17 protein-coding genes are annotated in these 23,941 nt (G+C 47.5%); 1 reads left to right on the forward strand and 16 read right to left on the reverse strand.

What is annotated here, in order from left to right; all coding sequences use genetic code 11:
- Nucleotides 1-65 precede the first annotated feature (65 nt).
- Nucleotides 66-1,496 (reverse strand): PTS trehalose transporter subunit IIBC, encoded by a 1,431-nt coding sequence (treB, locus tag MD588_RS18505; protein ID WP_265699079.1) that lies wholly within the window; start codon nucleotides 1,494-1,496, stop codon nucleotides 66-68.
- A gap of 195 nt (nucleotides 1,497-1,691) precedes the next feature.
- Nucleotides 1,692-2,639 carry a trehalose operon repressor TreR gene (gene treR, locus MD588_RS18510; RefSeq protein WP_265699081.1) on the reverse strand — a complete coding sequence of 316 codons (948 nt, stop codon included), beginning with the start codon at nucleotides 2,637-2,639 and terminating at the stop codon, nucleotides 1,692-1,694.
- A gap of 391 nt (nucleotides 2,640-3,030) precedes the next feature.
- Between treR and MD588_RS18515 the strand changes: the two genes are divergently transcribed.
- Nucleotides 3,031-4,197, forward strand: a complete 1,167-nt coding sequence (locus MD588_RS18515; RefSeq protein ID WP_265699082.1) for a Card1-like endonuclease domain-containing protein — start codon at nucleotides 3,031-3,033, stop codon at nucleotides 4,195-4,197.
- 77 nt (nucleotides 4,198-4,274) lie between these two features.
- On the opposite strand, the gene MD588_RS18520 is transcribed toward MD588_RS18515, so the two are convergent.
- The 14 genes from MD588_RS18520 to MD588_RS18585 all read right to left on the reverse strand — a co-directional run bounded on the left by MD588_RS18520 (nucleotide 4,275) and on the right by MD588_RS18585 (nucleotide 23,904).
- Nucleotides 4,275-5,453, reverse strand: a complete 1,179-nt coding sequence (locus tag MD588_RS18520) for a hypothetical protein (RefSeq protein ID WP_265699084.1) — start codon at nucleotides 5,451-5,453, stop codon at nucleotides 4,275-4,277.
- Complete coding sequence (locus MD588_RS18525) at nucleotides 5,450-6,133, reverse strand: ABC transporter ATP-binding protein (protein ID WP_265699085.1); 684 nt, start codon at nucleotides 6,131-6,133, stop codon at nucleotides 5,450-5,452. Before MD588_RS18525 ends, MD588_RS18520 begins: the two co-directional genes overlap by 4 nt.
- A gap of 2 nt (nucleotides 6,134-6,135) precedes the next feature.
- On the reverse strand, nucleotides 6,136-7,353 hold the full coding sequence (locus MD588_RS18530; protein ID WP_265699172.1) for an ABC transporter permease: 1,218 nt from the start codon (nucleotides 7,351-7,353) through the stop codon (nucleotides 6,136-6,138).
- Between the two features lies 1 nt (nucleotide 7,354).
- Nucleotides 7,355-8,584 carry an ABC transporter permease gene (locus MD588_RS18535; protein WP_265699087.1) on the reverse strand — a complete coding sequence of 410 codons (1,230 nt, stop codon included), beginning with the start codon at nucleotides 8,582-8,584 and terminating at the stop codon, nucleotides 7,355-7,357.
- Between the two features lie 24 nt (nucleotides 8,585-8,608).
- Nucleotides 8,609-9,361, reverse strand: coding sequence for an outer membrane lipoprotein-sorting protein (locus MD588_RS18540; RefSeq protein WP_265699088.1), 753 nt, complete (start codon nucleotides 9,359-9,361; stop codon nucleotides 8,609-8,611).
- A 40-nt stretch (nucleotides 9,362-9,401) separates the two neighbouring features.
- Complete coding sequence (locus tag MD588_RS18545) at nucleotides 9,402-10,079, reverse strand: TetR/AcrR family transcriptional regulator (protein WP_265699089.1); 678 nt, start codon at nucleotides 10,077-10,079, stop codon at nucleotides 9,402-9,404.
- 239 nt (nucleotides 10,080-10,318) lie between these two features.
- Nucleotides 10,319-12,919 carry an alpha-glucosidase gene (ygjK, locus tag MD588_RS18550; protein WP_265699090.1) on the reverse strand — a complete coding sequence of 867 codons (2,601 nt, stop codon included), beginning with the start codon at nucleotides 12,917-12,919 and terminating at the stop codon, nucleotides 10,319-10,321.
- A gap of 1,066 nt (nucleotides 12,920-13,985) precedes the next feature.
- Nucleotides 13,986-14,753: a uridine phosphorylase gene (gene udp, locus MD588_RS18555; RefSeq protein ID WP_265699091.1), complete on the reverse strand. Its 768-nt coding sequence runs from the start codon at nucleotides 14,751-14,753 to the stop codon at nucleotides 13,986-13,988.
- Between the two features lie 314 nt (nucleotides 14,754-15,067).
- Nucleotides 15,068-17,608, reverse strand: a complete 2,541-nt coding sequence (locus tag MD588_RS18560; RefSeq protein WP_265699092.1) for a zinc/cadmium/mercury/lead-transporting ATPase — start codon at nucleotides 17,606-17,608, stop codon at nucleotides 15,068-15,070.
- Between the two features lie 145 nt (nucleotides 17,609-17,753).
- A complete protein-coding gene (locus tag MD588_RS18565; protein WP_265699093.1) occupies nucleotides 17,754-18,668 on the reverse strand; it encodes a pseudouridine-5'-phosphate glycosidase in 915 nt (304 codons plus the stop codon).
- A 219-nt stretch (nucleotides 18,669-18,887) separates the two neighbouring features.
- A complete protein-coding gene (locus MD588_RS18570; RefSeq protein WP_265699095.1) occupies nucleotides 18,888-19,361 on the reverse strand; it encodes a response regulator in 474 nt (157 codons plus the stop codon).
- Nucleotides 19,362-19,370: 9 nt separating this feature from the next.
- The gene (locus MD588_RS18575) at nucleotides 19,371-20,696 is read right to left on the reverse strand and encodes an ATP-binding protein (RefSeq protein WP_265699097.1); all 1,326 of its coding nucleotides are present in this window, start codon (nucleotides 20,694-20,696) and stop codon (nucleotides 19,371-19,373) included.
- A gap of 17 nt (nucleotides 20,697-20,713) precedes the next feature.
- Complete coding sequence (locus tag MD588_RS18580) at nucleotides 20,714-22,129, reverse strand: SLC13 family permease (RefSeq protein ID WP_265699098.1); 1,416 nt, start codon at nucleotides 22,127-22,129, stop codon at nucleotides 20,714-20,716.
- 374 nt (nucleotides 22,130-22,503) lie between these two features.
- Nucleotides 22,504-23,904: an MATE family efflux transporter gene (locus MD588_RS18585; RefSeq protein WP_265699173.1), complete on the reverse strand. Its 1,401-nt coding sequence runs from the start codon at nucleotides 23,902-23,904 to the stop codon at nucleotides 22,504-22,506.
- Nucleotides 23,905-23,941 lie beyond the last annotated feature (37 nt).

Genomic DNA, 23,941 nt, shown 5'->3' on the forward strand with positions numbered 1-23,941 from the left:
TACCCATCGAGAAAAAGATGTTGCCATTCAGCGAGCATTCTTATCTCGTTGGATATAGTTGCTTGTTAAGCAGTTTGAGGGGATTGCTCGATCTCGCCTTTAGCCTGTGCTCGCTTGTACATCACCAAGGTCATGGCAATTGGTACAATGATAGCCACCAGCATCGCAATCAGATAAACCATCCAGTATTGAGGTTGAATTGACAGGATCCCCGGCAGACCACCCACACCAATACCATTTGCCATTACTCCCGCGCTACCGCAGATAGCCGCAGCAATAGCAGAACCAATCATGGCGCTCAGCATCGGGAACTTATACTTGAGGTTGATCCCGTACATCGCAGGCTCTGTTACCCCTAGGTAGGCAGAAATTGCAGCTGGAACTGAGATTTCACGCTCGTTGTCTTTTTTACTGATCCAGATAATGCCGACGACTGCCGATGCCTGGGCAATATTTGATAGTGCGATCAACGGCCAGATTGGCGTTCCGCCCATGTCCTGCATCAACTGAAGATCGATGGCATTGGTTGTGTGGTGAACACCGGTAATGACCAAAGGTGCATACAGGAAGCCAAAAACCATCGCACCAAGGATTGCAAAATCACCAGTCATCGCGACTTTGGCTGCATAACCAACCGCGTCACCGAGCATACGGCCGAATGGACCAATAAATGCGTGGGCAAGGATTACTGACAGAATAATTGATACAAACGGGACAATGACCAGATACAGGTAAGCCGGAATAATGCGTTTCAAGTTGGTTTCAATCAACGCCAGCGCAATACCGGCCAGCATCGCAGGAATAACCTGGGCCTGATAACCAACCTTTTCAATCACAAACAAACCAAAATCCCAGGTTTCCGGAACTTGCTGACCAATCAGGTAGGCATTCATTAATTGCGGTGATACCAGAGTGACCCCCAGCACAATACCTAAAATAGGCGTCCCGCCAAGTTTCTTCACTGTCGACCAGCACACACCCACCGGCAGGAAGAAGAAAATCGCTTCACCAATCAACCAGAGGAAAGAATGAACCGTCGCCCAGAACTGACTGATTTCTGTCAGTGTCTGGCCGTCAAACATCCGGATATCACCGATGACATTACGGAAACCAAGAATCAGACCACCGGTAATAATGGCAGGAAGCAATGGAACAAAAATTTCGGCAAGATGTGAGATTCCACGCTCAAGCAAACTCATATTCTGGCGGGCAGCGACCTTGGCTTCTTCTTTACTGGCACCGGCACTGCCGGTCATCTCAGTTAAAACTTTATATACTTCATCAACTTCCGTGCCGATCACAACCTGAAATTGGCCAGCATTGGTGAAACACCCTTTCACCATTGGAATGTTTTCAATCTCTTTGACGTTAGCCTTGTCAGTATCGCTAAGAACAAAACGCAGGCGGGTCAAGCAGTGGCTGACGCTAGCAATGTTGTCACTGCCACCGATTAGTTCCACCAGGCTCTCGATATGCTGTCGATTAATCTTACTCATGCCGATGTCCATGTTTGTATTTAATAGGGAATGTCGTTATCGTTTTCTGTTTGTGGGAATGTTCCCACTCTGCGACACAAATCATGGCAAACCCAAAGCGATAAATAAATGGGAACATTCCCATAGCGTGAATCAGTTCACACTGTCTGGTTGTTTAATGTGCTGGCAATTGCCTATAAAATGATCTTAGAACGCTTACTGCAAGCTCGCCTGTTGGGTTAGGTGAGTAATCGTCTGCTGGCCACTCAATTGCTGAATAAGCAAGTTGGCAGAAGCACGCCCAGCCTGATAATAACCGGGATCGATACTGAAGGTATTGGGAAAAATAAATGAAAGGAGATCGGTGGCTCCGACACCAGAAACCTGAATATCGGTACGATTAAGCTCCTGAAGCCGTTTGGCAACCCCCATTGCCAGGGTATCACTGGCACATACAATGGCTTGGGTATCGGAGTGAATCAGCTCATCAGTTAACTGATAGGCACTTTCATGGCTAAGCTGGCCTGTCCTGTAGCGCGGTTCGATACTTGCCTGCTCGCAACACGCTTTATAGGCATTTAAACGCATTAAACCTGTTGTTTTATCACTCGGGTCAACACCAACATAGCTGATCTGACGCTTATCCTGCTCAATAAACCGGTTCATCGCCAACTCGATAATACCGGCATTGTCATAACCCACAGACGAAACTCTGTCGGTATCGACCGCAATGACGACAGCTTTATGCTCGAGAGATTCAACAGCCTGTATGTCACAGCCAGAGAAACCAAATACTATCACCCCATCAACATTACGCTTTTGCAACACGGCAAGATGTTCATTGGTTTTCTCGGCACTGAACTGACTTTCCATGATAACGGCATCGTAACCAGCCTGATATATCACTTCCAAGATCCCACTGACCGCTTTATTCTCCGAAGGCGAGTCCAGGCGAGAAAGAATGATCCCAACCACTTTTGCACTTCCTCCGCGCATGGCCTGAGCTGATTTTGAAGGCACATAGCCCGACTCCCGGATCACCTGCTCAACCTTTTCACGGGTTTCAGGCTTCACTTTTGGGTCATTGGTTAAAACCCGAGAGACCGTTGATTTTCCAACGCCGGCTAATTTCGCAATATCTAAAATAGTGAGCTTTTGAGTCATAAATCAATACTGGCTAATACAATCTTCCCTATTGTCACTGTCAGGCTCAGGATTTCAATCATTTTCAGCACTGCAATATCAAAATCACTTTCAACTATAGCTAAATTGCGTCGAATACCCCCGCAATCAAAATAATGACAAACTAACGATTAATGACAAATACTTACAGTAAGCAGACATAACTTGGAGCGAAATCAGATAAATTGAGCCCAATGGCAGTAGTGACTTGAATTTTCAATTAACTGCCCCCATATCTGGTATCAAACCGAACAATGTCTGTTTGGTATTATCAAAAAATAATTAAAGCTATAAATTGCTATCAATCGTGTCGGCTTATTCTTTTGCTTTCCCATTTTAATGTGCCCACACGAGTAAAAGCATAAGGATGATTATGATTACTCACGTTGGCATTATCGATCAGGATCCGGTAAGACTCATAACCCCCTTGCTCGACCATGGTATTCCCGCTGATAAAATGATTTTTATCGGTACTGAGTCGCAACGGGAGCAATATGATCGCCTGGCTTCGATTCTTATTCCGAGAAATATTCAAGCCGAGTTCTTCGTCATTTCTGACTCAATCAATATTTCATCAATCCGCAACCGTCTTAATGAACTCGCCGCACAGCTAAAGCAACAGCAATCCGAAGTCTGGTTTAATGCCAGTTGTGGCCTGCGCCACCGTCTTCTTTCTGCCTATGAAGTTTTCCGTACTTACCATTGGCCGATTTACGTGATCGAACCGTTCAGTGACGAAATGTGCTGGCTATATCCATCAGACCGTGAGCAACAGCAAGTCGAAGACCGTATTCAACTCACTGACTACCTCACTATTTTTGGTGCACGCTGTGAGTTGCCGGAAACCACTGTGCCAGAATCGCTCAACGATCAATTGTGGGAACTCGGGCAACGCTGGGCAAGTTCGGCACTGGAACTCGGCCCGGGCCTAGCCACCCTGAACTACTTGGCAACCACCTGCCGCAAAGAGCAAAAACTGGATGTTGCGCTCAGTGAAAAGCAGCAAGGCTACAAAGAGCTCGGTATGCTGCTGTCAGACCTTGAAGAAACCGGTCTTGCTACCTACCAAAACGGCGTACTGACTTTCAAACACGAAGAAGCGCGGCGCTTTGCCAATGGTGAGTGGCTAGAAAATCTCGTTCACAGTACGGTACGTGCAATTCAGAGCGAATTGCCAACTATTCAGGATCACTCCTTGGGGGTTCAGGTCTACCGTAAAATTGGTGAACGTGAAGTTCGCAACGAACTGGATGTCGCAACGGTGGTCAATAACAAGCTTCACATCATTGAGTGCAAGACCAAAGGCATGCGTGACGATGGTGATGATACACTGTACAAGCTGGAATCGCTGCGAGACTTACTTGGTGGCCTGCAGGCACGCGCTATGCTGGTTAGCTTCCGACCATTGCGCCACCATGATTTAGTCCGCGCCCAAGATTTGGGGCTGGCAATTATCGGCCCGGACCAACTTGGTGATCTGCAAACTCACCTGCACAACTGGCTCAAAGATGCCGGCGGCCAGAGCCACAATATGGCTTAAACACAGATAACGAGCTCCTGGTTCATTGTGTCTGGATTAGATTCTATGAACCATGAACTAGGAGCTTTGTTTACCCCCTAAAAGCTCCACTTCAGCTGCAAAAAGGCCAAAGTACTGGCCGTTTGCCCGAACAAGCTCTCACTATCGCCATCGAAACGCTGCAAAACCGCTAACAACTGCCATTCATCTGCCAGTGAATAGCTATTGCTCGCCCCAAGGAAAAATGAACCGTCATCATAGTAGGTGCTAGAGAATGTCAGCCGGCTCAATGAGGATATATCAAAGCTGGCATCGGCATACCACGTCAGATTGGTGAAACTCAGTGTGCGAGCTGTCAGCGGAAGATTCAGAAATAGCAATGCACTTTGCGGCTCTTGAGGATTTGATATATGCAGCAGCGCCGCGCGTGCCATCCAGTTTCGCTTGCCGCCAAAACTGTAATCAACCTCTACGCTGGCTACTGACGATGACTCCAGTTCTTCGCCCTGCCAATCATCTCGCACCGGATCAAACCAACTGAACTCGCCTCGGAAACCGGCTCCTTTGATATCCCCGGCAAACCCGGCACCAATAACTCGATCTAGCCCCGATTTTCCCACAAGCAACTGCATATCCCAGCCCTGACGATTGAAGAGATAGCGCCCGGCATAACTTTCCAGCTCGCTGTCTTGGCTCGGGTTATAAACGACGTCAACTGAACTGGCAAAACCAAGCTTTCGGCTCACCATTACAGCATCACTTCCTGACCGCTCTTCATAGTCAAAATCATAAATAGAATAAGAGTTAAAGATGTCGTTGGGATTCCATAATGTCGTCATCGCCCAGTTGATCCTGAATCGGCCGGCACGCAATTGCCAATCCTGTTTCTGCCAGTCAAGATAGATCCGATCGAGCTGGGAATTACCGACAACTCCGTTCTTGTCCAACCAATTAGTAGACAAGTCCATATAGCCGGGGTCAAAACCAATCAGCTTGCCATAACCTGGTGTTTCGGCGGTATCACCGAACAATAGACGATTTCTCATCCCGAGATTAAAACGAACATCACTGCTAAACCGATACTCGAAATTGAAGCGCTGGTGTACCAGGTGATCAAGGCCATTATTTTGTTCATCAGGAAAAATGCCGGTCGCCATGTATTTCACGTAACCGTTCAAATCCCAGTTTTTTTCGGGTTCCAGTCCAGGGATCTGTGCCAGCACCGAAAAGCTTAATTGGCTAACGAAGACACCTGCAATCAAGGTGTTTGTCTTCACTGGCGACGATCCTCCTTCAGTTCACCGTCTTCAAATACAATGACCCGTCGGGCCCGTTTGATCACCCTAGGATCATGGGTGGAAAAAATAAACGTCGTGCCTTCTTTTTCATTTAATTGCTGCATAATATCAAGCAGCTCTGCGGTACTCTGCGCATCAAGATTGGCGGTGGGTTCATCGGCCATCACAAAACGAGGCCGCGGGGCCAGGGCACGTGCTACTGCTACCCGCTGTTGCTGACCGCCAGAGAGTTTGGCCGGGATCTTATGCTGCTGATCAGCCAGACCAACTTGTGTCAGTAGCGCGCTGGCTCTTTGCCGGCACTCCTTTTCGCTGTGCCCTTGCAACTGCATGACGAATTCGACATTTTCCAATGCAGTTAAGACCGGCAGCAAGCTATAGTCCTGAAAAATAAAACCAATATGATCACGGCGAAAAGCGATTAGCTCTTTTTCTTTTAATTCGCAAATATCGCAATCATCAATACGAACTTCACCGGATGATGGCTGATCGATCCCACCGAGCATGTTCAGCAAGGTGGTTTTACCAGAGCCTGACGGTCCCATTACAGCAACAAATTCCCCCTGCTCAATGGTTAAATCGAGGTTTTTCACCGCATGGACCGGATAGTCCGAGTCCTGGTTATAGGTCTTACACAGTTGGCTGGTTTGAATCGTCATGATTAATGTTTCTCCGCCATAGCATCAACCGGGCGCTGCTTGAGGATCTGGCGCGCCGGATAGAGTGCAGCCAGCATGCTCGCAGCAACCACAGTCATAAAAATCATTTGATAATCACTCATGGAAACTATTGGGTATAAGATGGTATCGACACCAAAGGCTCCTAACCCTTCAGCCATGGTGCCAAGGGGAATACCCGTTTGCTGTAGCATGTGCATTAGCCCGACACCGCCTAATATTCCTAATGATGCCCCTGTCGTTCCGAGCCATGTCGTCTCCAGCATGATCAGCAGAAATACCTTGTGTTTCTGCATACCCACAGCCATCAATACCCCAAATTCACGAGTACGCTCGAATACCGACATCAGCATGATATTGACGATCCCAAAACCCAGGGCCGCCACAAAAATACCGAGCATAATTGCATTACTGGTCCCCATCTGGTTAATGATCGATGCCAGCATTGGCTGTACCTGCTGCCAGTCACGGACGGTATTTTTCTCTGATGTCAGGCCTTGTAATTTATCACTGAGCGCAAAGGCTGCATTATCGTCATCAAGCAATACCGCTATTTCATGAACACCGCCAATACCGGCCAATGCCATAAGATCGGCACGCCTGACAAATACATTGCCCTCGTCAAAACCCGACGATGGGGTTTTAAATATTCCGCGTACCCGAAATGCAGCACCCGTTACATCACCGCTAGCATTGGTAAAAGTCAGCACCACTTTAGACCCAACCTTCAGCCGTAACCGCTCAGCGATTTTACCTGACACTAATACCGGATTTCGCCCCTCTAACGACAACCACTCGCCTTGCTTGATACTACTGGCCAACGGGGTTACCTGCGCTTCTGACGCCAAGTCGATACCATTTATCCTTACTCCGCGGCTACTCCGCGCCGACGCTACCATGCCATCGGCTAGAAAGCGCGGAGACCAGGCAATAACACCAGGCTGCTGCTGAATTCTGTCGATTATTGCCTTAGCATTCACAATGGTTGAATTGATGTCGGGGTTATTGAGATAGCGGGTGTTGTGTACCTGAATATGGCTCGTTTGCCAGGCTATCGCGTTATGGATCATGCTGCCATACATGCCGGTGAGAAAACCCATCATGCTGACAACACCAATCAGTCCAAATATCATGGCACTAAGCATGATGCCGGTTCGTAATTTATTGCGCCATAAGTTACGCCAGGCCAACTTAACCAGCATATTAACCTGCATGGCCACCTCCTTTCAGCGCACTGACTAAATCCAGGCGGTATACCCGCCACATCGGATAGATCATGCAAAGAACCAGCAGAGCCAAGACGATCACAATCTGGTTGATGAACAACCAGGGCTCAAGCAACACAGGGAGAACAGGATCCCACCCCATCTCCAGGATCATCTCGGCTGTCTCGCCTGTGAGCTCTATCGGATTAAAGTAAAACCAAGTTAAAACCGGCGCTGAAATAACCAGCCCGATAGCCACACCAAACATTGCGATAAACATCGATTCAATACTGATAAGCACAAGCAGCTTTCGTCGTAACAGCCCTGTAGCCAGCATGACACCGAATTCACGCTGCCGCTCTAGTGTCATCATCAATAGCGTGGCAAACAGACCAAAACCCACTACGCCATAGAGCAGATACATCATGATAATACCGCCGACTTTATCCATCACAATTTGCTGCGCCATCTCCGGAGACAAGTCCTGCCAGTCACGTACACGCGCCTGCCCGTTATAACCTTCAGCGAGCTCTGCCAATGTCTGGGGAAGGTCAGACAACACATTGGTATGCAGCACCCAGGCCGTTACCTGCGACCCGGAGCTATAAAGTGTCTGGGCCAAAGCCAACGGCATATATACCAACTGGTTATCAAGCTGGGGCATCGGAAAATCCAAAATTCCCTTGATGCGATACAGACCGGCAGCTGTCTGCCCCCGATAGCCCTGGCCATAAAGAATAATTTCATCCCCGACTTGCAACTCGAGAAAACGGGCCAGGCCTTCACCAATCAAAACCTGCTGATCATCGGCAGTCAGAAATTCCCCCTCACTCAGCTTGTCGGCAATCCCCGAATAGTCATTTTCCTGTTCGGGCATCACCCCCATCACCATGACCCCTTTCGACTTATCCCCCGCAGCCGCTAACGCAAAGGACTCTACACGGGGTAAAATCCGCTTGATGTTCGGGTGGTTCTTAGCAGGTGCAATAAACGGTTCACTCAGGGGCAGTAAATCATCAATGCTCTGGCTTTCGGAAAATTCAGGATGCTGAATCTGCAGCAGCCCGGTATAGAAACGGGCCGCATTCTCAATATTGTTGGCATAGCTCCCTTCTTGAAGACAACGCATAAATAACGACAAAGCCAACGCCAGTGCCAATGCCGACGCTGTCAGGATCGTCCGACGTTTTTGACGCCACAAATTTCTCCAAGCTAATTTCACTAACATATAGACTCCACGTGCCGAGCAAGCTTAGTCGCGCAATGCTTTCATCTGACTTTGAGAGAAAAAGCTGTCTTTGATGTCAAAGTCGAATTGGGCCTGGTGAGTGACTATCTGGGTTTTGTTTCCGGGTTTATCCGCTGGGATCATCTCCATTCTCGTTGCAAGTTGGCGCCCACCAAGGATTTTCACATCGTAAGTTGTCATGGTGTTAACCAGTTCATCAAACTCATCATAGAACTCGACCTTGCGTTGCAGATAGGTTTTCTGGGAAATCCACAACCGCACTTTATTCCATACTACCGGCGCATTAGGCTTGGCATAAGCATCAATCACCCAGGCAGGATCATTATCAAACGTTTCCTTACCAACCATCTGATGCCGGTAGTCAACCACAATAGAAGATTGGTTGATCAAATCATCATTGGTGAAATCTGAGCCCATCCATGACTGGCTTAACATCGAGGGGGCTATTTTTACCACTCTTTCGATACTTGGGATCCAGTTCCACATTTCACGGTAACGCTTGAGTGAGGCACTCCCCTTGTCTTTTGCCGGTGCTGTCACCAACACCAAGGATAAATCCAGCCCTTTGGTCCAGCTTTTCATACTCATCGAGCGAGTCCAGGTTGGACGGATGATCTTCATGGTTGCTTCGGAATAGCTGGAATCTCCGCGCATCTGCAGATCCGATTTTCTTACGATATCGGTCGCCGTCTGTGCGTAGAGCGATACTGAAAACATGCCTATCAAACAAAGTACGATAGTGGATAAAACACGCATAATCTCTCCCTCAGTAAAGGTTACGATGCAAATCGGGCGCTTACTCAAACCAAGCTGATAACGTTTCTGGCTCAATCAGCAATAACGAACCAGCAGGTGCTCCTAGGATCCGCTCTACCGAGGCTTGTGTCGTCCTAAGCTTGGTTATTGCGCACTGCAGCGGTTGCTCATATCCCTCTTGATTGAGCAACAAATCCGTGAGCCCTTCAGAAAATGCCTGCAACACCGTAACCACCAACTCTGCGACAACAACAGGAGACTCGACATCAAACACACCTTCATTAATCCCTTGCTCAATAATCGCGGCATAATCGACAACAAGTAGCTTGATGCTTTTAGTCTTCAGCTTATGCTTAAGCGTCAAGTTCTCTTCCATATTGATAATTTTGGTAAAGCTAAGCAGCCCCTCTTTCTGTTCAATCTTCCAGTTATTGGTTATCTCAAGCAGCCGGTTCCATTTACTGATTGCATCTAATTTAGGATCAGTAACAAGCCCCCCCACCAGCTGGCGGTAATCCGACAGCATGTCATCAACCAGAGCCTCAAGAACCGCCTGCTTTGAATCGAAATAATGATAAAAAGCCCCTTTTGAGACTCCAACGGCAGTGATCAGGTCATTAACGGATGTGCTCTCATACCCTTTGGTGTAGAACAGGCTCTGCGCGGCTACGATAAATTCACTACGTCGCTCCTCTGGGGCTTTTACAACTCTGGCCATAGGACTTTTCTCTGCAATCGTTCAATAAACACACAACCGACCGACCGTCGGTATGTGCTTAAAATATATACACAGCATTTATGCAATACAAATTAAGCTGCCACTCTTTTGTTTAAATTATGATCAACGCAACATTCATGCATAGTTCATCAATGACTAGTTATATCTAGCTAAACCAACAAAAACGCCACCGATCACGGTGGCGTTTTGTATTGCTGTATTATGTATAGCGCTCTGTCTTACTTGAAAAATTCACGGTATAGCATATACATGTGGGCTGAGCTCCAGGAGAAGTTTGTCGCCCCCTGTACCGCTCCGGTTTCCGGGTTATAATTCTCGCGAATCGCGCCGTTCCCTGTCATTCCTTCCGCATTGGCAAATAGCTCATTGGCCATATGGATTGCCTCGGGACCATAACCATACTCTTCCATTGCCCGCACTCCGAAATAGAACTGATCCAGCCAGACTCGGCCACGCCAGTAGATATCGGCATCATAAGCGGGGTTCGATTGCGATGCTGTTGGCAACGAAATCCCTTCACCAAGGTACTTCTCAGAAGTATTGAACTCATCCTGATCCATCATAGTTGCGACAACTTTATCAGCATGTTCTTGTGTCGCTGCGCCGTTGAATAATGGCCCCCAACCTTCTGGGCCTCGGCCCCGCTCTTTAATTGGTAGTCCAGCACAGCCGTTAGCCAAAGGCTTAGGTGTCGTACCATCCGCTTCAACATTCATATGGATGTCGTAATAGAAGTTGGTCTCAGAGTCAAACATACAAGTATTAATATAATCTTTGATTTTTTCTGCGCCAGTCAGGAATTCCTGGCCACGATCTTTACCTTTAGTCCCCTCTGATACTAACTTAGCCAGCTCTGCCAGGTATTTGTTATCCGAGTACATGTAAGAGGCCTGATCGACTGACTCCTGCAGCATGGAGAATCCAAGCAACTCATCTTCAGCCGAACGGTTTTCTGCAAAGCGGACTTCCCAGTCTTTTTTCGCTTCTTCAACCGTTTGATTGGTGTCTAAGGCATATTGCGCTAACTGCTCAGAGTTAATAAAACCAAAGCGGGCGGCGTTATCCATGCCCGATTCCCAGCCGGCCGCTTCTTGCGAACCTACGTGCAACGCTTCATAGGTGATCTTATCCAGTACCGTGTTGTAGTTCTTCATGCCGACAACCTGGTACCAATCTTCGTTTTTAGGGTCTTTAATGACCGCAGGAACACCATCAATGGTTTGATCCAGATCGGTATTTTCAGTCAAATCACTTGCCGACTTCACCCATACGTACATATGACCATCATCGGTATTATGCATCGGATCCACCGCCGCGCCATACTCTGGCACCCCATTGCCATTATGATCACGGTTAGCCAGCCACCAATCGTGATACGCAACCAAATGTGGATACATTTCATCAATCCATGCCTGAGCATCGGCCGGACGATCAAATTCGTTCCTCAGGGCGTTATATACCTCCATGACTGACCATGCAGCCAGTGATGGTTTGGTATTACGCTCATTCCAGTTCTCTGAACCTGCACCACCACGGCTTTCTGGTTTGGTGTATGTCACCACATCCAGCAAGTAGCCTTTGTCTTGCGGACGAATCACGTCATCAGCCTGCACTTGGAATTGGAAGACAGTACGAATGTTATCCATCGCCACATCTGGGTTAAAGTGCGCCATGGCATAAGCTTGTTTCCACGTATCCCACGGCCAAGTCAGATTCCCTGAGAAGTAACGAGCAGTCACAGACGGCGTCACCGTCGCCTGCTCGATGTCACCGGCAGCCGAACGCCAGTTACCGTTTAGGGTCATGATAGATTTCACCCCTACGCGAGCCTGCTCCGGTGTTGCCTGGTTGTTGGTGATCCCTTTCGCCAGGTAACCATCCCAGCGCTGCTGGGCTTGTTCCATATATCGCTGCGGGTGTGCCAAGATATCAGCAACTTTCTCTCTTTCTGTCTGTACTTCTTTAAAGTTATGAAGGTTTGAATAAGTGGTATAGATAGTCGCGGTATCTTCAGCTGCCACTGACATTTCACCAACAGATTCAAATGAGGTATCTTTTGCAACCGTATCAGTATCAATAGAACGTTCGATACGGAATTCGGCATCGGCATCATTTCGAATTGCCCAGTTTCCTTTCATATCACCGAAATTAATTTTGATACCATTATGAAGGGCGCTGATCTGACGATTGTATTTTGGATACATCTCATCGACAGATTTAGCTTCGAGCTTGTCATTCAATAATGCATTTTGCAGTAACTCACCATCCCAGACGAGCTGCAGATCCATATCCTGTTCTGTCAGGTTTGTAATTTGAGTCTCAACCAATGACGTGCGGTCAGTGACAAAACGCAAAACCATTTGAACATTAACCATGTCAGTCTTCAGAACCTGGACCAATGAGCCAGGAGTACTGTAGACAGTTGCCTCAGCCGCTGACAGGTCAATCGTCTGGCCTGTGGTTTGATCAACGAGGTGAAGCTTGTCGAACTCCTGATTCGACATAAAGTGGGCATACTCTTGCGTCACCTGCATGATGCCACCAAAAGCCCCGTAACCGTCGGAATCAGCAGGAAGCAGATGGCCATGCCAAGCACCGTTATCAACAAATGCGTTATATTTCAGGTTACTGTACTCATCATAATCGCGTAGGTATTCAGGGTTACCAGCACGGTCAATCACATTGATGAAATCACTTACGGGAGGCGTTGGAAGTTCGATGGTTTTACCGTCGTTACTACTGCTACTGCTGCTGTTACAGCCAGCAAGGACCACAGTCGAACCGATTAAAACGGCTAAGAGCGTTTTGCGAAATGTCATTGGTGTTCCCCCATTATTATCTTTGTATTCCCGTGTCTGGATTGTTTGTCGTGATGCACGGGTATTTGTATGCCACTGCCTAAGTTTCATGGCTTGTAAAACGAGGGAGATAATATGAGGTAAAAGTTTAAGTAAAATAGATCGCTATCACGGTTTTATTTTTCACTAAATCAATTATGTTTTTAACATTTATATACTCATTCAGTATTTATTCAATCTCACTCATTTGCATAAATCATCCTTGAATCAACATCACATACTCTTTGTAATCAATAATATAAAAATCAATAAAACCTCGATGTAAAACAGGTGTATAAAAAATTCATTCGTTACATTAATCATCTTTAAACTAAATTTTAGCCACTAATTTTTTCGTGTAGCATCACAGAAAATAAATCAGAATCATCTCACCAAGACCTCGAATATACATTTTACTAAAAATAATGTAACAGCTATGCAAACAAGGTTTCTTCAAAGTCTCGTGCGTTACAATAACAAGCACAAAAAACAGACATGGGAACAAAACGTAGAGGATGAGAATAAATATGTAGAAAGATTAAGTGGCAAAAATGAGAGCTATATCAATGTAATTGAGACTGCTAGATCCAATAGTTTCATCCAAGCTAAACTCATACATCAACCATATCTATTGGTTAAAACAAATAGAAGCAAACCAGATAAGCATCAATAACAATAAGTCGAATAGAAAAATTTAAGAACAAAGCTACAGCTCGCAGTTAATGATGTGCAATAAGTATTGCCAACGTTAAAACCCAGACAATAAAAAGCCGATGCCTGAGCATCGGTTAGAAAAGTTAATGGTATACAAACTCGACGAGATTTTATTGGAGAACGAGGCGGAAGCGCGCTGTTGATGATAATCAATGAGCACTTCCAACGCTAAAATCCCAGGCAATAAAAAACCGATGCCTAGGCATCGGTTTAAGAAGTAGTAGCTCGCTAGCACGCAGGAATTTGCCTCAAGCTCGAAGAGGGAACGCGGAGTTTATAACCATAAATGAGCATTCCCGATAATGAGATTGAGGCAAATAACCAGTGGTAACAGTTACTCGGCTAGCATACGGCGAGCTGCTTCAACTACCACCTTAATAGAACGCGCTTCAGTTTCTTTCAATGTCGCGTGATCTGGGATTTCTTTCTGAGTACGGTTGATGATGACACCTGCAACACAACCAGCACGTAGACCTGAGCTTGCACACATGGTTAGTAGTGTTGCTGATTCCATTTCAAAGTTAAGAACGCCCATTTCCTGCCATTCTTTCATTGAACCTTGGAAACGTCGTACTACGCGGCCAGAGAATGTGTCGTAACGCTCCTGGCCTGGGTAGAAAGTATCTGAAGACGCTGTTACACCTGTGTGTACTGTCGCGCCGTCTGCATCACAAGCTGCTTTCATTGCTGTTGCTACGCTGAAGTCTGCAACTGCTGGGAACTCCATTGGAGCAAAGTGTAGGCTTGCACCATCTAGACGTACTGAACCTGTCGATACGATCATGTCACCCACATTGATGTGTGGCTGGATTGCACCTGTTGTACCTACACGTAGGAAAGTATGAACACCTAGCTGAGCCAGCTCTTCTACGGCGATAGATGTTGACGGACCACCGATACCAGTAGAACAAACAACAACAGATTTACCATCTAGCTTTGCGCGGTAAACAGTGTATTCACGTGCACTTGCTAGGAACTCTGGCTCATCCATTAGGTTGGCAATTTTTTCAACTCGTGCTGGATCACCTGGAATAATTGCTAGCTCTGCGCCGTTAAGATCTGCTTTGTTTACGCCTAAATGGAAAACTGTGTTGTCAGACATAATCATATCCTTTTTATAGTATGCCGCTTCGTTAGGGAAGTTTGAGGCCAGCGGCTATTCATCAAAATTAATCATTGTTTTGGCAGTACTCAGCAATAAGTACTCTCAGAACACCCGTTAACGATAGCTGATAGAATCACAGTTTTTAGTGACGGTAATCACATTGATCAAAATACACTTAATTTCATTTCTCACAAAAGAGAGAGGTAGATCACAGAAAATCGATTACTTATGCTCTGTATCACAAAAACAAAGACAAAAAGAGCACCACTTTGGTGGTGCTCTTTTTGCCATTTACGACCGCTTTTTGACCACTATTCTTCTGTTTTGGCTTTGAAGCGCAATAGTCTAAGCGCATTAAGCGTCACTAAGGCTGTCGCTCCGCTATCAGCCAGTACCGCCACCCATAAACCGGTTAGACCAAACAAGGTAGTCACCAAGAACACGCCTTTAAGTCCCAGCGCCAAAAAGATATTTTGGCGGATGTTTACTAAAGTCGCTCTTGATAGGGCTATCATAGTCGGCAGCTCGGACACTCGGTTATGCGTCAATGCTGCATCTGCTGTTTCAAGCGCAACATCCGCACCGCCTCCCATAGCAATCCCTACAGAAGCCGTCTTCATTGCTGGCGCATCGTTAATTCCATCACCAACCATTGCCACTTTTGCATTCAGGTTAGCCCGTTCAACCTCGGAGACTTTATCTGCCGGAAGCAAGCCTGCCCGGTAGTCGATATCGATCTCTTTGGCAATGGCCGCAGCGGCTCTCGGGTTGTCCCCAGTCAGCATCACAGACTGGATTCCCATTGCCTTGAGGCTCTTTATTGCTTTTGGGGTATCGTCACGAAGGTTATCGCGCCAGGCTATCATTCCCACCGGCAGGCCATTTCTAACAGCAACAACCAATGTTTTACCTTCGCTTTCAAGGTGGTGAGCATCAGATTGCTGCTCTTCACTCAGGACAACAGATTCTGGCAAACGATCAGCCGCCGCAAGCAACAGGGTATCGCCATCAACCACACCTTGGATACCTCGTCCTGGTAACGCTTCGCGATCTTCCGCTTCAGTTACCGGCCAACCACGCTGCTCGGCAGCCTTGACGACGGCCTGAGCTAACGGGTGCAAAGAACCAGCCTCTACTGCAGCTGACTGTCGGAGTAATTTGTTATTGTCCCCATCCCAGCTAACAATATCGGTCATTACAGGTTTACCCTGAGTCAGAGTACCGGTCTTATCAAACGCAATCATTTCTATATGGCCGAGCTGCTCTAATGTTGCGCCACCTTTGATCAGTGCACCTCGACGTGCTGCAGCAGCCAGTCCCGAAGTGATCGCCGCCGGTATTGAAATCACCAGCGCACAAGGGCAGGCAATCAACAATAGCGTCAACCCTTTATAAATCCATTCATCCCATGATTGGGCAAACATCAGAGGCGGCACGACGATAACAAGCGCAGCCAACACAATCATCGCCGGAGTGTACCAGCGACTAAACCGATCCATGAATCGTTCTAGCGGAGCTTTGCGGGACTCTGCATCTTCAATAAGGTGCAAAATCCTATCAATGGCGTTCTCACCTTGCTCTGACACAATCTTCAGGCGAACAACCTTATCCGAGACCAAGGATCCAGCCATAACCTGCTCACCAGGCTGGCGCTCGACAGGCACCGATTCACCGGTCAACGCACTTTCATCAAAACTGGCAATGGTATTGAGCAATTCCGCGTCCGCCGGTAAACGCCCGCCCGGTGCAACCTCAATAATGTCTCCTTTCTTAAGATCTTCGGCTGCAACCTTTGTTTTACTGCCATCAAGATGGATAACCGTTGCCTGTTCAGGAACAAGATCCATTAAGGCCTTAACACCACTCCGGGCACGGGAGGAGGCATATCCTTCAAGCTGTTCACCAATTAAAAATAGCAATAAGACCATTGCCGCTTCGGCGGTTTCGCCCAGATACAATGCGCCAATAGCCGCCACGCTCATCAAGGTTTCGATAGAAAACGGGGTTCCACCTTTAGCAAGCGCAATGGCTTTTTTTACAATAGGAAGCAGACCTAGCAGAGTCGTCAAGGTGAATGCAATCAGACCGTAGGTTTCCGAACTCCGGCTTACCAAGAAAGACAGCAGCATCATCAATGCGATGATAATGACGGGAGTATTCTGCTGTAGAAGGCTCTTTCCTTCCGTTTCACTGTCTTTGCTGCGCGCTGAAACCAAAGGGAATCCTGTTTGTTTCGCTTTTTGTTCAATTGTTGCAGCCATGTCTTCGGAGCGACAGCTAACAACCAGTTTTTGTGTCGCAAACATCACTTTGGCAGTTTCAATACCCACAATGCTGAATATGGCTTTTTCCAATTTACTGGCGCAGCTAGGGCAATCCATATTCTGTACTTTCCAGCTCAAGGTCTTGCTATGAGTTGATTGGTTCAAAGCCTCTTCGACTGCCTGCTCGTCTTCTAGTAATACTGCCGATTCGCAACAACTTCCTGAACAACTGGCCGCCTCCTCAGAAGGCGCCGCTTGGTGATTCATATCAAGGCTATGGCTGAAAGATTGCTTCGTTTTTTTTGAATGCAGAGCAGAGGATGCTGATGTCATTGAGAATACAGCAGGTTTTACCCCACTATCAGCGAGAATTGATGAAGAATGTATTAGACGTCGACCGGCCGCGGGGTCATCGTCGGAGCCGGACTCACAGTTATTTTCTGATTCTGTCGACTGAATATGAGTGCAGGTTGTCGCACTGCAACAGCCCTGAGTAGCGCCGCTCTCAACCTTAACTGAAGTTGCTGATGCCGTAGCGGGTTTTACGGAATGAATATGTGGTTTCTTATTATTGCATTGTGCACACATGATCGCTCTCCTCGGTATGCTTTGTATGACCAATACACTAACTATAAACCTTGGAGTCGGGTCTAAGGTCAAGGGAGAAAAGAGTAAAAATACATGAGGCGGGAGAATATTTCGACAACAGTGGAAAGAGGCTATGCATTACTGTTTATTTTGAGTAATTCACAGCAATCTGCGCAGCCAGTTTCGCATTGTTAAGTACTAGCCCAATATTTGATTTCAAGCTTTCTCCAGCCGTTTTCTCGGCTACTTTTGCCAATAAAAATGGCGTTGAAGCCTTACCGCTGATCCCTTTTTTCTCCATCTCATCCAATGCGTCAGCAATGGCGCTATCAATCACCACCTTGTTCATCGAATATTGTACCGGTATCGGATTGGCAATAACCATTCCCCCCTTCAGCCCCATCTTCCACTTTGTCTTCATTACCGATGCAATCTGCTCGGGTGTATCAAGCTGATAATCAACGCCATACTCACTCTCCTGGGTATAAAAAGCCGGTAACATCTCCGTTTGGTAGCCGACGACCGGAACGCCCTGTGTTTCCAGATATTCCAGTGTCAGGCCAATATCGAGAATCGATTTGATACCCGCACAGACAACGGCGACGTCGGTCTGAGCCAATTCGAGTAAATCTGCCGAGATATCAAAACTTTGCTGAGCCCCACGATGAACACCACCAATACCGCCGGTGGCAAATACCTTTATTCCTGCCATATCCGCCAGGATCATGGTCGATGCAACCGTTGTTGCTCCGTCAAGCTTCCTCGTAATAATAAATGGGATATCACGGCGGCTGGTTTTAATTACCCGTTGCCCCGCTTTGCCTAAAGATTCAATTTCCTTTGGGGTCATACCTACTTTCGGTCGACCTTTTACAATCCCAATCGTTGCAGGTACGGCACCATTTTCCCTGACAGCCTGCTCCACTTTGAGCGCAGTATCGACATTTCGAGGATAGGGCATGCCATGAGAAATGATGGTCGACTCAAGGGCAACAACAGGCTTATCTAGGTTCAGGGCTGTTGCTACCTCCGGATGAATATCCAGATAATTTTCTAACATACAGCCTCCTTTGCAACTTCGTTGCCCTACAAACCTGCTCTGTTTGGATAGTAGTAAGCCTTTGCAAGCACAGCAAATAGACAGGTCATCTGATCACTATTGGTACTGGGAGTTAGAGTTTTAGAGCCGGGATGGAAGATAACTGCGGAAAAACGAAAGGGAATGCAGGAAAGAAACGTCCCTGCATTCATACTTACACTGAAGTTGTGGCGTCAGGCACTAGCGAAGGCGTCTGAATACCACACTGTTATCCAGAATGTCGGTCCAAGGCTGGTAATCGAGCCCCATATCGAACACATATTCGGTGATCAGGCTGCGCGCCGTAGTTAGCAGTGCATCAGCTTTCCATGGCTTTTCAAAGTAGCTCTCGATACGGGCGCGGTTAATGGCCGCAATGGTATCTTGGTGGGTCGCCTGACCGGTCAGCAATACTTTTTTCGTCTTCACAAACCGTGGATCCTGAGAAATATCCGTCAGTAGCTCAACACCGGTTTTCCCCGGCATCACGTGATCCGAGATCACCAATGCAACAAACTCGCCTTCAGCATCCAGCTCGTCCATCAGTTCCAATGCTTCATCCGCCGATTCACAATCTTCTACATGAAAAAAATCATTCAGCGGTGACAAGTCCTTCAGTACCGCACTCAGAACTTCCCTTTGGTCATCTACACAGATGATATTTAGCTTTTCCATAACCATCCCTTACGCGATTGGCAATTTAATCCGAAATTTGGTTTTCTCTGGGTCGCTCTTTAGCGCAATCGTCCCGCCATAGCTATGGACAATGCGCTGAACGATGGACAGACCCAGTCCTAAACCAAACGACAACCCTCCTTTTTTGGTGGTGAAGTTTGGCTGAAAAACTTTTCTCCGCGTGGCTTCATCAATCATCGGCCCATTATTACTGATGGTGATGAGCAAGCGGTTTTTTGAATGTCGGGTGATAATCTCTATCTGCGGCTCGGAAGTATCTTCCATCGCATCACAGGCATTTTTGATAATGTTCACCCACACCTGCACCAACTCGGTGGCACTGGCAGTCATTGTTGGTAGCACTGCCGGACGCAAGACCACATTGACCCGACGGAGATTGCTCTGCAGCAACGAAAGCGACTTATGGATCGTATCGTTGATATCGAGATCCGGCTGCCGAGCATTATCCGTGCCGCCAAGTTGCTTTACCGAACGCACAATACTGGCGGCATGCTTCGACGCTAAGCGCATATCATGCAGATCGCGCCCCATATCCCAGTACTGCAATGCCTCATCAAGGTTTTCGAGCCAGTGATCCGGGATCTCTCCTTTCGGTTGAGCACGAGCAAGCTGTCTGGCTTTGTCACGACATAAATCATGCTTTTCCTGCAGTTCTTTGGCGCGTTTTCGTACTTCTGCAGAAGTCGATGACTGGCCGTCACAAATACCAAGATCAAGATAGGGGCTGACTTCTGGCTTGTTTTCTTCCAAGAAATAGCAGATAGCATTCTGTAGCCCTTCGGTCTTGCTGCTCAGTACCCCGACGGCATTGTTCAGTTCATGAGCAATACCGGCCGCCAGTTGACCCAATGTCGTCATCTGCTCTGCAGCATAGAGCTTCTGCAATGCCTTCTCTTTCTCCAGTGCCTGCATCCCGGTAAGCATCTGACGCTGTGCCAGTTCATGTACCATGACAGGCATAAACTGTTCGCTGAAAGAGCCGTATGTTTCGGGCTCCACCGCTTCAGTTTCTAGGTCAATCCAAGCTAACTCGCTATCTTTCTCGGCGATAACCGTGGTCGATGCCATCAAAGTCTGGGCGAAAAAGCTGTGCACACCGAAAAACATGCCCTGTTCGACACTAAATACTTTTGCCGTCAATCCACTGTTTTCGTTATAAAGATAACCAGAAAGCTCTCCCTTCTTCACCCAGTACAACTTATCGTTAAAACCATCCTGCTTGAGCACCTGCGTGCCAGCTTTAACTGCAATAGTTCGAGAGGGTTCCCGAAAATAGACATCAATGATGCGCTGTAATGCTTTCGGTTGATGCATTAGTTCTCCGCTTCCTGTCAAATATGATCAATGAGGTGTAATGCCCAGATCATGACAAAGCTTAATAACACCCCCACCACACCAATGATCACGCCGACGCGTGCCATTTGGTTGCTTTCGACATGGCCTGTTGCATGAGCCAGTGCATTCGGCGGGGTACTAATTGGCAATGACATGCCCAGCGATGCGGCGAACGTTACTACCAGAATCAGGGTGATTTCACCACCAAGCGGAACCAGAGATGTCATTGACGTACCCAGCGCCGCCATGATTGGCATCAGTAAGTTGGCTGTAGCTGTATGCGACATAAAGTTAGCCATCAGAAGGCAAAGTAGTGCTGAACCGCCAAGAACGATATAAGGTGAATAGCTATCGAATGGAATGCTGTGAACCATCAGCCGCGCCAAGCCCGTCTGGTCGAGAGCCAACCCCAGGGCAATACCGCCAGAGACTAGCCAGAGTACATCCCAGGAGATTTTTTTCAGATCTTCCTTGTTGATAATGCCGGTTAAGGAGAAAACAGCCACCGGGATGAGTGCAACGGTATAGGAGTTCATTCCATGCGATGAGCCCATCAACCACAGAATAATGGTCAGGGCGAAAGTAATGTAAACCGTCATAGCCTTAGGCGTTTTAAGAAACTTACCTTTGATTGTCAGCTCGATTTTTTCCTGCTTGGCCGGATACAGCATATTGATCAGTACCCAGGCGAAAACCAGCAGTACGGCAACGAAAGGCACCCCGAAAAACATCCACTCGCCAAAGGTGATCAGGTTCTCGCCGGTCAGGTACTTCAGGGCGATGGCATTCGGTGGTGTTCCGATTGGGGTGCCGATACCGCCAATATTAGCTGCCACCGGAATACATAGCGCAAAGGCAATTTTACCCGGGTCTTTAGCTCCAAATAGCGCGATAACGGGTGCCAATATCGATAGCATCATCGCCGTTGTCGCGGTATTCGACATAAACATAGAGAAGATTGCAGTGATCAGCATCAAACCGAACATGACGTACTTAGGCTGGGTGCCAAATGGCTTCAGCAACACCCGCGCCAAGTTCACATCCAGACGATATTTGGTCGCTGCCATCGCGAGAAAGAAACCACCAAGGAACAGCATGATAATTGGGCTGGCAAACGTCGCCATGATATCGCTATACGTCAGTAATTCACCGAAATGAGGCTGCCCCTCAGCCTGCCTGAACAAATAGAGCCCCTTATTGGACAGTAGCAGCAGCTCCAGTACGATGATCACCACAGAGGTGGCATAAATCGGGATAGGCTCCAATACCCAGCACAAAGCTGCAAGCAGGAAAATGGCTATCACTCGCTGCTGGATCACGGTTAGACCTTCGACCGGAAATGCCGACGCCGGCAAGATTAATATCAGGAGAGGTATCAGAATCGGTACAATGTACCTTATGTATTGACGCATGACGTGGTTATTCCCTTAAAACAAAAAAATTGTTCCCTCATGGCTGTATTCATCCTTTGTGATATTCCGAAGCTTTTATTAGTCGGAAGAAACGACAACAGACATAAAGTCCTACTGCAAGATGTCCTACTTGCGTGGTAGGTATATACCCAAACGGCTCTACTATGCTGCCATCGATATAGCTCCCTGATGATACCGAGAATGCAGCCGAGATCCGTGCCATGGAACCGTTTGGGTATACAACTCTTTAGTGGTATGTATTATGCGAACTATAAGGGGGGATTTCTTCGAATTGGATCAATAAACAAGTGAAATGTAACTAATTTTTCAACTGGGCCATCACCAGCCCAGAAAGTGAATTTTCGCTTATAACGCTATTTTGTTTCAGGGAGCAGCTGCTCATCCAGTGCATCTTCCTGTCCCATATAAGTTCGAGACGAACAGAACGGTGTCAGCGGAACATGCGGTTCTAACACTTCGAGCTCTGCCTGCTTCAACTCATGTTCCCGTGCCATAATTTTTACCTGTCGAGTAACCATTACGGTTCCCAGAATACCAAACACAATCGAGCCTATTGCCTGGCCTATCAGTACCCCACCAGCACCGGCGACATAACCTCCGACAATCACAAAAGGAATGGTACCAATGGTCGCTTTACCCATATTCAGTGCCGTTGACCACGTAGGGCGGTTCAAATTATTAAATGCCGCATTGGCAACGAACAATGCCCCATTAAAAATGAAGGTAATTGCGACAAACGAACAAAAGATCGAAACAAGTTCAGCAGCATCTCCCTGCAAGCTAAAGAAGGAAATAAGACTATTCTGACCTGACCACAATATGATAGAAACCAGCACGCAATAGAGAGAAACAAACAACATTGCATTACGCAGTGACTGTAACACCCGATCCCAGCGTTCAGCACCAAAATTCTGACCGATAATAGGCCCAATAGCCCCAGATAAAGAAAAGACCAGAGCGAAGCTAACCGGCATGATACGCCCGATCACGGCATAACCGGCAACAAAGCTCTCGCCATACTGCGCAATATTACTGGTGACAATTGCGTTGCCAATCGGCGTAGCCGTGTTGGTTAGAATTGCTGGAAAAGCAATTCCCGATACAGGCAGCAACGATGCAAGAAAAGGCTTGAGGGCGGGTCTGGCAACCAGGTTATGGCGCACAATCACGGCGTGCAACGAGAAGCACATAACCGCCAAACGGGCGAAAACCGAGGCAATCGCCGCCCCCTGTACACCCATTGACAGGCCAAAAATAAACAGAGGATCGAGAACCGCATTAGTTGCACCACCGATTAATGTGGCTACCATAGAGCGCCTTGCATCCCCCACACCACGAAGTGCCGCACCGGCTGACATAGATATGGCGATCATTGGTGCGCTGGGCAGTAAGATCATCAAATACTCGGAGGCAGCTTCTGCTACCCGACCTTCCGCTCCGATCACCGACAACAAGTGTGGTAGCTGCCAGATCATCAACGAAACCAGTAGCCCACTAATGATAAAGGCAAAAATCATCACGTTGACGGTAATAACCCGGGCTTTATCTCGCTTGCTTGCTCCCAGAGCACGGGAAACTAACGCCCCCATCGCGATAGATGTCCCTATGGAGACTGAAGTAGAAAAAAAGACAATGGTACCGGCGAACCCAATGGCCGCAGCCAGTTCAATCTCACCCAGCAAACTGATGAAGAACATGTCGAGCAGGTCCACCAGAAACAACGCCATTAAACCGATCGCTCCAGTGCCCGACATCACCACAATATGCTTCATCGTCGAACCTGTGACAAAC

It is taken from the genome of Photobacterium obscurum (assembly GCF_026191635.1).
Taxonomy (GTDB): domain Bacteria; phylum Pseudomonadota; class Gammaproteobacteria; order Enterobacterales; family Vibrionaceae; genus Photobacterium; species Photobacterium obscurum.